This is a genomic window from Nostoc sp. UIC 10607, assembly GCF_047228265.1.
Taxonomy (GTDB): Bacteria; Cyanobacteriota; Cyanobacteriia; order Cyanobacteriales; family Nostocaceae; genus Nostoc; species Nostoc foliaceum_A.
The window spans coordinates 1-11,364 of record NZ_JBIQNW010000116.1; the positions used below are offsets into that span (position 1 = coordinate 1).

9 protein-coding genes are annotated in these 11,364 nt (G+C 42.9%); 5 read left to right on the plus strand and 4 right to left on the minus strand.

Annotation, left to right across the window (positions count from 1 at the left end; translation table 11 throughout):
* The first annotated feature begins 251 nt into the window (after positions 1-251).
* The 3 genes from ACEYW6_RS34680 (at position 252) to ACEYW6_RS34690 (ending at position 2,159) form a co-directional block, all read left to right on the plus strand.
* The gene (locus tag ACEYW6_RS34680) at positions 252-836 is read left to right on the plus strand and encodes a protein-S-isoprenylcysteine O-methyltransferase (protein ID WP_412983368.1); all 585 of its coding nucleotides are present in this window, start codon (positions 252-254) and stop codon (positions 834-836) included.
* A gap of 274 nt (positions 837-1,110) precedes the next feature.
* Positions 1,111-1,659: a GNAT family N-acetyltransferase gene (locus tag ACEYW6_RS34685; protein WP_412983369.1), complete on the plus strand. Its 549-nt coding sequence runs from the start codon at positions 1,111-1,113 to the stop codon at positions 1,657-1,659.
* Between the two features lie 236 nt (positions 1,660-1,895).
* Entirely contained in the window at positions 1,896-2,159 is a 264-nt protein-coding gene (locus ACEYW6_RS34690) for a hypothetical protein (protein ID WP_412983370.1), read from the plus strand.
* On the opposite strand, the gene ACEYW6_RS34695 is transcribed toward ACEYW6_RS34690, so the two are convergent.
* On the minus strand, positions 2,146-2,961 hold the full coding sequence (locus ACEYW6_RS34695) for an SDR family oxidoreductase (protein WP_412983371.1): 816 nt from the start codon (positions 2,959-2,961) through the stop codon (positions 2,146-2,148). The genes ACEYW6_RS34690 and ACEYW6_RS34695 overlap by 14 nt on opposite strands.
* Before the next feature lie 206 nt (positions 2,962-3,167).
* Here ACEYW6_RS34695 and ACEYW6_RS34700 point away from each other — a divergent pair, with 206 nt between their 5' ends.
* Positions 3,168-4,394 (plus strand): cytochrome P450, encoded by a 1,227-nt coding sequence (locus ACEYW6_RS34700; protein WP_412983372.1) that lies wholly within the window; start codon positions 3,168-3,170, stop codon positions 4,392-4,394.
* Between the two features lie 66 nt (positions 4,395-4,460).
* Here the strand turns inward: ACEYW6_RS34700 and dinB are convergent, their stop codons facing one another.
* On the minus strand, positions 4,461-5,585 hold the full coding sequence (gene dinB, locus ACEYW6_RS34705) for a DNA polymerase IV (protein WP_412983373.1): 1,125 nt from the start codon (positions 5,583-5,585) through the stop codon (positions 4,461-4,463).
* A gap of 177 nt (positions 5,586-5,762) precedes the next feature.
* Here dinB and ACEYW6_RS34710 point away from each other — a divergent pair, with 177 nt between their 5' ends.
* Complete coding sequence (locus ACEYW6_RS34710) at positions 5,763-6,707, plus strand: GIY-YIG nuclease family protein (protein WP_412983374.1); 945 nt, start codon at positions 5,763-5,765, stop codon at positions 6,705-6,707.
* Positions 6,708-6,823: 116 nt separating this feature from the next.
* Here ACEYW6_RS34710 and ACEYW6_RS34715 read toward each other — a convergent pair whose 3' ends face one another.
* Positions 6,824-7,246, minus strand: coding sequence for a response regulator (locus tag ACEYW6_RS34715; protein ID WP_412983375.1), 423 nt, complete (start codon positions 7,244-7,246; stop codon positions 6,824-6,826).
* A 419-nt stretch (positions 7,247-7,665) separates the two neighbouring features.
* A complete protein-coding gene (locus tag ACEYW6_RS34720) occupies positions 7,666-11,160 on the minus strand; it encodes an ATP-binding protein (protein WP_412983376.1) in 3,495 nt (1,164 codons plus the stop codon).
* Positions 11,161-11,364: the final 204 nt, after the last annotated feature.

Below are 11,364 nucleotides of genomic sequence, written 5' to 3' on the forward strand. Positions count from 1 at the left end.
CAGTCTCCAAGCTGGATTTATCCCCTTTTCCTGCACCCTCTTGACAAAAGTGCAATCCCTCTAACCTCTCACCGATGATGGTGGAGTGTCTTGTGGGGCGAGGGGTGGACGGTTGAGTTTAATGATTAAATAATCTCTTAAAAAACTACTAATTAAGGTAATTTATCAGCTTGCTTAGAGCAACAAACAGATACTTAAATATAATTTTAGCTAAATATTCACTTAGTGTTTTGTAGTCTATTGGAGCGGTGATGAATCCATTTGTCTCAAAGAGCATTTTCATGCTGGGGATAGTGTTCTGGCTGTTGATTAGAATTCCTTCGCAACAAATACAAAAACAGAACATAATTGTTGATGAACGAAAAACCCTCCAGGAAAAGATAGTCCGCCTTCTGCTATTGGTTGGGATACTGCTTCTTCCTTTGATTCATGTTCTATCTCCTTGGTTGAATTTTGCTAACTACCATCTACCAATTTGGGCAAATGGATTAGGCACTGCTATTTTTGCGCTTTCCCTTTGGTTGTTTTGGCGCAGTCATCACGACTTGGGTCAAAATTGGTCATCAACACTGCAAATCCGGGCTGGACATACTCTCTCCACCAGTGGTGTGTATCGAAACATCCGTCATCCTATGTACACCTCTGTTCTGCTACTGTGCATTGCACAAGCACTCTTGCTCTCCAACTTGATTGCAGGTCTATCGGGATTCATTGGCTTTAGTATTGCGTATGCAACACGAATTGGACAGGAGGAACAGATGCTACTTGATACCTTTGGTGATGAATATGAAGTTTACAGACAATGCACGAAACGATTAATTCCTTACATATTCTAATTTGCTCACTTGATAGAAGAAAGGCAGGAGGCAGAGGACGGTTGTTGCTTGGCTAGGAGGGGAGGCGATAGCTATGGCAGGGTATATAAGGGTGCAATGCAATCGCAGACGCACAAAATTATCGTAGCTTTTAGCACTTCCCATTCTGTTATCTTTTTAACCTTTTTCAACCCCGACTGAGCAAAGAAATTTCGCGGTTGAGGATGCTGAGAATAGTTATAAATGTTAGTAAGGTAATATCTTTAAAGCTAAAACAAAGAAGGCGAAATTTCAAATGAACAAAAATGTCTCATTGACCTCTTTTCCAAGGTTAGAGACAGAGCGTCTGTTTTTGCGTCAAGAAATCCCAGAAGATGCTCCTGCTGTTTTTACAGTGTTTTCTGACCCAAAAGTAACTCAATTTCATGACCTTGATACCTTCACGAAACTTGAAGAGGCATTTGGTGTTATTGAGCGCCGGACAAAAAGATTTGAAATCGGGCGTGGAATCCGATGGGGAATTGCGCCTGTGCAAGACAACACCTTAATTGGTTCCTGTGGTTTTACATGGGACACACAAGCAATGAGTGCTGATATAGGTTATGAACTTGCCAGTACTTATTGGAGGCAAGGGTTTATGACAGAGGCATTACAAGCTATTCTGCAATTCGGGTTTTCTAAGTGTGGCTTGCAATTTGTTACTGCTGAAGTAATGTTGAATAACATCGCTTCCAAAAAACTATTACTCAAATTAGGATTCCAAAGTAGGGGTGTACTGAAACAGCATGGATTTTGGAAAGGGCAGCATCATGACTTAGAGCAATTTGTACTAGCTCGAAATTGAGAGCAGTGGAGGCTAACTGATACAACCAGATAGATTAGCATAGAGCCGAGATGCCACAATGCTAAAGGTGCAACAGCCCAAACCATCGTCCTGACAACGGAACAACTTACAGTTAAATCGGGTACTCACAATGAGAGTACCCTTGGCTGAGTCAAATCGACTACCGAACACCTGACCATTCTTGAACTACTTGGTGGGATCAAAAGCTACGACTATCTTCCTCCAGGTGGGAAAATGTGGAGTTTATTGCAGATGTACCGATTGGAACTCCAGTGCAAGTCTACAACCTCTTCCCCCGGCAATGGCAACCCGAAGCAGTGAGGGACTACTGGAAACCAAAGGGTTTTCTGGTGGTGCGCTGTGGAGGGCGGGGGCTTTATGTTTTCAGTGGAGAGTGGGCAAGAAGAGAGCTGCATCAAGCTCTACTGTGTAGTACTAAAAATTACAGAAAATCATATATTCTCAACGCAGTTTCTAAAGTTCTGGTTACTTCTGGGTAGCAGTTGGCTTGCGAACAGTCGCAGCAGTTATACGATCAACCAATCCTGGCATAATTAGCTTTGCCCAAGGGAGTACTTTACCTTTCAACGTCATGACGTGTTCTCTTTTACGCCGCTCCATCGCCCAGATAATTTGATGTACACACTCATCTACTGACATATTGCCTTGCGTTTCATCACGCGGACTTTTGCCTAATGGTTTTCCATCTGCTCCCAACGCTCGTTGCCGAATATCTGTGGCGACAAACCCTGGTGAAACAACCAATACATCTACTCCTGTTGAGTGCAATTCTATCCGTAATGTATCAAAGAAGCCTTGCATGGCGTGTTTACTGGCAACGTAACCTGTACGAGTCGGTACACCTGTTTTGCCACAAATTGAAGAAATCGCCACTAATAGTCCTCGACTAGTTTTTAGGTAGGGTAGGGCATAATGAGTACAATAGACCGCACCTAAATAGTTGACCTGCATTACCCGCTCAAAAACGGACAAATCTGTGACTTCATCAAAGCACGTCAGCATTCCAATTCCGGCATTGTTGATCAAAATATCAATCTGCCCAAACACGCCAATCGCTCTCTCTACCAACTGCTGGCAAGCAACGGCATGAGTTACGTCTGTAGGTACTGCAATCACCTTCTGTGTATGATTTGTACAAGCAGTCAGTGTCTGTTCTAATTCTTCTTGATTACGAGCCGCCAAGACTAAATTTGCATCTTGTTGGGCTAACGAGATTGCCAGCTTTCGCCCAATCCCTGCTGATGCACCTGTGAGAACAATGGTTTTATTAGCAAAGCTCATAATCAATGTTTCCAGTCAGAAGATTGCCTATTGTAGAGCTTTATATTATCAGTCAATTTGCTTTTTTCTTTACAGCTAGGCGAAGATTTGGGGGATTGGTCAGCATTTGAAATGCTGTTTCCCGTAATCTTTATACTTTATTCGTGGAATAGGTTCATAGTAAGCTGAATGAGCAAGTGCCTTGAAAGTAAGTGTTCTTGGGACAAATGACATCATTAACTAATCCAGAAAAAGACCGATATAATCTAACTGCCCCAGAAGTCTTTGCCAATCCCTATCCTACTTATCGTCGGATTTTGCAACAAGAGCCTGTTTACTGGAATGATTTTTTGGGGGGCTGGTATCTCATGCGTTATCAGGACGTTGCATTTGCAATGCAAGACAAACGGATTTCGGCTAAACGTCCGCCAATTAGCAAATTATCCCAATTAGAGCAACAGAATATATTTCCACTTTTGGAAAGTTTATCAAAGTGGATGCTGTTTTGCGACCCCCCAGAACACACACGTCTACGCACGCTATTTAATAAAGCATTCACTCCTCATATTATTGGCAGTATGGCACCCAGTATTCACTCTTTAGTAAACCAACTTATCGATAGTATTTATAAACGGGGTAACATAGATATTATTCATGATTTAGCTTACCCAATACCTGCAATCGTTATTGCACAAATGCTGGGTGCAAATTCCGAAGACTACCAACAGTTTAAGAAATGGTCATCAGATTTAGCTAAATTTTTTGGACTGTTCCGTATGGACACAGAAATTTTGACTAATGCTAAAAAAAGTCTTCTGGAAATGAAACAATACTTCCACTTCATACTGGAAGAACGTCGTTGTCAACCCCAAGATGATCTCATAAGTAGCCTCATCTTTGCACAAGAGAAAGAAAATTCACTCTCAGACGAAGAAATTTTATCAAATTGTGTTTTCTTAACCTTTGCAGGCCATGAAACTACCACTAACTTAATTGCTAATGGCTTACTTGCTTTACTCGCAAATCCCAGTCAGATGCAAAAGTTAAAGAATGACCCTTCCTTAATCACAACTGCTGTGGAGGAGTTTTTGCGCTACGATAGCCCAGTACAACGGCAAGCCCGCATAGCACTTACCGATCTCGAAATCAATGGTCAACAAATTCGCCAAGGGCAGCGCCTATTTCTAGCGATTGGTTCTGCTAACCGTGACCCTGAGCAATTCTTCAATCCCGACAAATTAGATATTACACGTTCACAAAACCCACATTTAGCTTTTGGCAAAGGAACCCACTTTTGCCTCGGCGCATCCCTTGGCAGACTTGAGGCACAAATAGCTATAAATACCATTGTCCAACGCTTGCCTAATCTGCGGTTAGATACAGATCAGATTGAATGGTATGAAAACCCTTCCTTGAGGGGCATGAAATCAATGCCTGTTGCTTTCAATTTTTGAAATACTTCTCTTGAAGTGTAATAGATTTTTGTTTCAGGGAGTTCCATAAAAATAGAACTAAGTCAATCACTCCCAAGTGATATCTGCATTCTTAAATAACGGCAATTGAATTACTTGGGTTTGTTTGGCGTTATCCAGGTTAGACAAAGAAATGCCCAGCAACCTAATACTGCGGTTTTCCAGATCAATCGACTCAAACAGTGCTTTAGCTATCTCAAAAATCGTAGATAGTTCACTGATGGGAGTAAGCATTGTCTTACTACGGGTTAACTGCTGATAGTCAGAAAACTTGACTTTTAAAGTTAATGTGCGTCCTCGCGTTTCATGCTGCTCCAACCGTTGCTCGACAATTTGGGCAATCTGTTCGAGTTCTTGTAACATTTGACCGACATCGCTTAAGTCTTGTGCAAACGAGGTTTCTGCACCGATGGACTTACGAACTCGATTTGCTTCAACTGGGCGGTCATCTTCTGCTCTGGCAATCTTGTAGTAATACTGACCAGCTTTACCAAAGTGGTGTATTAGCTCCAGGAGCGATCGCCCTTTTAAATCTGCACCACTATGAATGCCCAGTGAGTGCATCTTCGCCGCCGTCACCTCTCCAATCCCGTGGAACTTCTCAATCACTAGCTGTTCTACAAAGGCGATCGCATCCTCTGGCAAAATCACTGTTAGTCCATTCGGCTTGTTCTGCCCTGATGCCATTTTTGCAAGAAACTTGTTAATTGACACACCTGCGGTTGCCGTCAACTGGGTTTCCTGGAAAATTGCAGTTTTGATGTGTCTTGCGATAGTAGAAGCGTAGGGGATACTTTGCTTATTCTCAGTCACATCCAAATATGCTTCATCTAGTGCAACTCCTTCCACTAAATCAGTGTAGCGTTTGAAGATGGCGTGGATTGAAGTGGAAATCTCTCGATAGACATCGAATCTTGGTCTGACAAATATCAGTCCGGGGCATTTTGCAAAAGCTGTTACTGACGGCATCGCAGAGTAAATACCGAATTTTCTGGCTTCATAACTGGCTGCTGCAACTACGCCTCGTTGATTGGGACTGCCACCGACTACTAACGGTTTGCCTCGGTAGCTAGGGTTGTCCCTCTGTTCCACCGATGCGTAGAAGGCATCCATATCAACGTGAACTATTTTTCTCGTTTTAGCGACAGATTCTTGTCCCAAGGGTAGCTCCACTACAAGCAGTCTCGCTTTTCACACGATTTTCAAGCAAATTAAATCCTAAATTAGAAATCCTATAGTACACTAGCACTAGTTTGAGCCAAATTTTGCATATTTGCAAATTATTCAAGCTTGCTTGAACTTTCTACTATCAGCCCCAATCGGTTTTTCTGTTAATGAGTAAGTGTAACAATGTGGCTCAAATTTGGTATAGCTCCAGATGGACAATTAGTCTATGTTGAAGATGTTGGTAGTGGTAAAACCGAGCTTAAATGCCCTTATTGTTACGGTGGACTAACTGCTAAAAAAGGTAAAGTCAAACAACATCATTTTGCACATTCTTCAGCGACCTGCTTACCTATAGCTAATCGTGATTTCCCGATTTTACCACTGTATGATAATTTTAATATTTACCTATCGCGTAAAGATTTAGCACAGTTAAAATTGCTTTGGAAAGAATACGGCTCAATCAATTATCCTATCAGCCCTGGTTTAGTTACTCCAGGGCTTCTCAAAGCTGGAATGTTCAAGAAAAATGTGTATTTAACCCCTCCAGCTTATGAATTTACTAGTTTAGCGAGAATTCCTGTTGGGGCGTTAGAATTCAGTTTTTTCAACGAAGTACAAGAACCTCTGTTACTCAAAAAGCTACTGAAACTGGAGCTAGCAGCCAAACACGCTTTATATAAAAATGCAGCAGATAAGTTATATTGCCTTACTGACTTAACACTTTATCGCGCTCAATTTCAACGAATTTTATCCTGCTCTTTATATTTTTTAGAGATTCAAACTAACATTGGCACTTTGTACAAGATAGGAGTTACCGCCAGACCCATCCAACAGCGATTGACAGAAATAAAAACGGACTTACTTATCCCTTATCAAACTGTTGCTATTCAAATACTTGGAACTTGGCCACACAGGGGTAATGTCGAACTATATTTTAAACACCGCTATCATAATTACAATTATCGCATTGGTAATCTAACTGAGTACTTCAAATTTGGTGCTATCGATGCTAACACTGCTCTACATGAGCTTCAACAAATGAAAGATAAAGTACTCTCTCCTGGAGAGATAGACATTCTTAAGGACAACATTAGCTTATCTCAATTTACTATGGAGAGGTGTTTTTAAATCAGCAGCTTAATGTGAAATTAATGGCAGTTATCCGAAAGCCAATTGAGCCGGATGTACTAATAGAATATGTCCAAGATGCTCTCTTGTAAACGGCTCATTTATAACCATCATCTCTAAATGGAGTTATTATTAATAGGAAAATTTTCGGAATTCCGAGCTAAAATTTCTTGAACTTTAGCAGTTACTAGATCAGGGTCAATCGGCTTCTTGATGAACCCATCTATCTTTATATCAACAGCCTTATCAGCATCATCTTCATCGAAACTTGTCACCAGCAAAATCGGAATATATTGAAATTTCGTCGATTCTCGGACGTGACGAACAACTTCAAATCCATCCATTTTTGGCATCACTACATCTAGTATTAACAAGTCAGGTGGGTTAGAGGCTGTTTCAAGGTAAGCTAGCACTGCTGCACCCGAATCAACGATTTCAATCAAACAATCTTCTGCTTGTAAAATCGTTTTTAGAAGAAAAGAATTATCAGCCACATCGTCACAAACTAATATACGCTTAATAACACTCTCCTTTGCCATTTCTTGAGAACAAGTAGCTTTTTATGCTAATTAAACTCGCAAAAGCTAAATTTTAATACTATTTTTGCAAGGATTTAACGCCTTGCTTATTAAAAATACATTAATATTGTATCTTATTTTGTGTTTGCACCTAGATGATATACAGTTACACTACCACAGACAATACCCAGCTTGTCAAAGGTCAGAGCCAGTGCGATACCATGAATCACTATATTTGTACTTTGTGAGTGGCAAAGGAAGTAATCTTGTTTTCTGTGTCGCGCTTAAGCGAGAGCTTATCGCCATTGCAACCGTATTTTTAGGAAGCAGTGTAGACAGGATAAATGATTAAACTGGGTAAACCATGTTTCGGCTGAACGAATCGCACCTCAAGTTATGATTTAAAGCACAATTAACATAAACATAAATGAATTCAAGGGTTAAGTCTGCTGAAAACGACCTGACAAATTTGCGACCATAACTATTAAATCATCTGGATCAAATGGCTTGGACAGATACATTTGAAAGCCTGTCAGTAGCGCCCGCCTTCGGTCTTCTTCTTTCGCATAAGCACTCAAAGCGATCGCTGGGATTTTCCCCCCTTTTTCTCCTGGTAAAGCCCTAATTTGACGAATAAAGCTGTAGCCATCCGACTCTGGCATACCAAGATCCGAAATCAGTATGTGTGGCATTCCCGACTCTAACGCTGACAATGCTTGAGCTACTGATGCTGCTTCACTTACCAAAGCACCATGTTGCTCCAAGATAAAAGCAACAAGCTCACGTCCATCAGCTTCATCATCAACAACTAATACTCGTAAACCGTTGAGTGAAATTTGACTCTCATCGTTTACAGAAATTGATTCTGCACCCTCAGAAATATAAGAGATGCTCATCAGAGGTAAGCGCACACCAAAGATTGCTCCCAGCCCAAGCCCTGGACTATCGGCCTCTACTGTTCCCCCATGCATTTCCACTAAATGCCGGACGATTGCTAGCCCTAAGCCTAGTCCCCCATAGCTTCGGGTTGTACTTGCATCTGCCTGACGGAAACGCTCAAAAATGTAGGGCAAGAAGTCAGCTTTAATACCATTACCCGTATCTTTGACTTGGAGAAGCGCGTCTGTACCCACAGCTTCTAAGCAAACCTCTACCCGTCCCCTAGAGGGTGTATATTTAATTGCATTATTCAGTAGATTCCACACTACTTGTTGTAAACGACTAGCATCTCCACAAACAGAACTAGCGCACGGATCAAGCATACAGTTAATCGTAATATCTTTAGCTTCAGCTTGTGGTTTTACAGTTTCGATAGCTTCAGTAATCACTGAGATTAAAGAAACTGGAAGCTTTTCCAGGCGCAGTTGCCCTCGGATAATACATGAAACATCGAGCAAATCGTCTACTAGTTTCGCTTGAGCATTGGCATTGCGCTCAATAGTTTCTAGCGCCCGAATAGTTTCAGATGAATTTAATTTACCTTGGCGAAGCATTTTAACCCAGCCAAGCATTCCATTGAGCGGTGTGCGAATCTCATGGGAAAGTACTTGCAGAAATTCATCTTTCATGCGATTGGCGGCCTCCGCCTCAACTCGCGCTGCCTGCTCCCGAATTCGTTCGGCTTGTTGAGCTAAAGCATCTTTACGCAGTCGGGACAACTCTAAGTTTGTTCGTACCCGTGCCAGCAGTTCTCGCGCCGAAAAAGGTTTGATCAGGTAATCATCTGCACCCATCTCTAAGCCTTCAACGCGAGATTCTTCACCAGCGCGAGCAGATAGCAAGATAATAGGGACTTCCCGAGTGGATGATTCAGAGCGCAATTCGCGCAACAATTGCAACCCATCCATTCCCGGCATCATAATATCGCTCAGTACTAAATCCGGTATTTGTCTGCGGGCTGCTACTAAGGCAGCTACTCCATCTGTGACTGCCTCTACTTCGTAATCTGCCTGGAGTAAGTGCTTTAGATAATCGCGCATATCTGCGTTGTCATCAGCTAACAGAATACGCGCAGAACTGGGCACAGGGGTAGAGGGGCTGGGGGGCAGAGGAGAAGAACTGCTGTAAGTTTTCCCCTGCACAAGTGCTCCCCTGCTCCCTTGCTCCCCCTCCGCTTGGGGTAGCCAACGCCATGCTTCCTCAACAAAAGCAACCGTTACTGAAGCAGTGTTCGGCAAATCATGCCCAGATCCAATACGTTCAGTGGGCAGATGAGCAGTACCAGTAGGAAGTAAAACAATGAAAGAACTTCCCTGATTTACTTTGCTGATTACACGAACCGAGCCACCATGAAGTCGAATCAGATCTTGCACTAGGGATAATCCAATCCCCGATCCTTCATAAGTGCGACCCTTTGACCCTTGTACACGGTAAAAACGCTCGAACAAATGGGGCAATTCTGCTGCTGGAATTCCTGTACCTGTATCCTGGACTTCCAGTTCCACATATTCTGTGTACCAACGTAAGGTTACACTGATTTGTCCAATAAACGTGAATTTGAAAGCATTACTGAGCAAATTCAAAACAATCTTTTCCCACATTTCGCGGTCTACATACACCGCTTCTGGTAAAGGTGGGCAATCTACTATTAGACGTAAACCGGCCCGTTCGATTGTTGAGCGGAAGACACTGGCCAGTTCAGTTGTAAATACAGCAAGGTCAACAGGTTCATAAACTGCTTCAATCCGATTTGCTTCGATGCGCGAAAAGTCCAATAGTGTGTTGACCAACTTGAGCAAACGCAAACTGTTTCGGTGAACTAGCTGCAATTGCTCACGTTCCTCAGTTGTCATCTTTGACCCGTTTTTGCTACTGAGAACATCCTCTAACGGGCCCAGTATTAATGTCAAAGGTGTGCGAAACTCATGGGAGATATTGTTAAAAAACACTGTTTTCGCCCGATCTAGCTCTGCCAATGCTTCAGCGCGTCGGCGTTCTTCTTCGTATGCCTGAGCATTGCGGACTAAAACCGATATCTGACCTGCGAACAATTCGTAGAATGAGCGATATCCCTCATCTAGCTCACGGCTAGGGCTAATCCCGGCTACCAGTACACCCAATGTCGCGGTTTGCCCAAATGAGGCGATCGGCAGTGCGATCGCAGATTTCACTGGTTCACTAAACGCACCACCTAAAATTGTGATATGTTCATCGATGCCTTCAATTAGAATCGTTTCTCCATTTGCCGCCTTCGCCAATGACCAAACATCTGTGCCATTGGTTTCTAGCTCAATTGTTCTCGGACTGACGATTTCCCCTGCTTGAATCCCCACACATCCTTGTAAGATCAACCTTTTAGTATCGGAGTCACGTAGATATAGCAGTGCAAACGGCACATCCATTGGAGAGGATGCGATAACGGAAAGCGCATCAAGGCAGGTGGCTTCTACGCTTTGGCTTGCGCCTGCTTTAGATGATAAATCGCGTAGCAGCCGCAATCGCCGATCCCCTAATACTTGCTGTGTCACTTCACTACATACCGCAAGCATCCCAACAATCTGCCCAGAATCGTCTTCTGCCGGAGCATGGGAAACACTAAAGTAGGATTCTTCCCGGTAGCCGGAACGTTCCAACAACAGGAGCAGTGCTGGTGTCAGATTTGCCACTCCCGTTGACATCACCGTTTCGATCATTGGCCCCAGCGTGTCCCATGCCTCGGCGAGTGTAATCCGAATATCAATCCCAAGGGCTGCGGGATGTTTCTCGCCAATCAATTGCGAATAGGCATCGTTGTAAATTTGGATGAGATCTGTGCCCCAAGTTAGAATCATCGGATAGCTCGAAGCAAGCAGCGTTTTGACCACTGACTTGAGACTCTGCGACCACGTATCAACTGTGCCTAACGGCGTTTGCGACCAGTCCAAGCGATTGATCCGGGTTGCCATTTCCCCACCTCGAAAATGGTTAGCAATGGAGTCAGAGATTCTTGCTTTCATCTGCTTGTTTGGGTGTTTCTCTCCTCGACTAGGGACAGCCGCCTATGTTCTCCCCTACTCAAAATTTTGAAAATTAGCACAAGTCTATTTCTAAAAAATATTACTTAATATTAGCGCGATGTTCTATGGGAGCAACGCGATTTTGTGAGGTCGGATCAAAAACCAGCGATCGCTAAAACTTACATTTGTGTATGAGGTAATTTT

Excerpts from the sequence above, each read along its gene's own strand:
- ACEYW6_RS34680 (WP_412983368.1), top strand. The coding sequence starts at position 252 with ATGAATCCATTTGTCTCAAAGAGCATTTTCATGCTGGGGATAGTGTTC.
- ACEYW6_RS34685 (WP_412983369.1), top strand. The coding sequence starts at position 1,111 with ATGAACAAAAATGTCTCATTGACCTCTTTTCCAAGGTTAGAGACAGAG.
- ACEYW6_RS34695 (WP_412983371.1), bottom strand. The coding sequence starts at position 2,961 with ATGAGCTTTGCTAATAAAACCATTGTTCTCACAGGTGCATCAGCAGGG.
- ACEYW6_RS34700 (WP_412983372.1), top strand. The coding sequence starts at position 3,168 with ATGACATCATTAACTAATCCAGAAAAAGACCGATATAATCTAACTGCC.
- ACEYW6_RS34710 (WP_412983374.1), top strand. The coding sequence starts at position 5,763 with ATGTGGCTCAAATTTGGTATAGCTCCAGATGGACAATTAGTCTATGTT.
- ACEYW6_RS34715 (WP_412983375.1), bottom strand. The coding sequence starts at position 7,246 with ATGGCAAAGGAGAGTGTTATTAAGCGTATATTAGTTTGTGACGATGTG.
- ACEYW6_RS34720 (WP_412983376.1), bottom strand. The coding sequence starts at position 11,160 with ATGAAAGCAAGAATCTCTGACTCCATTGCTAACCATTTTCGAGGTGGG.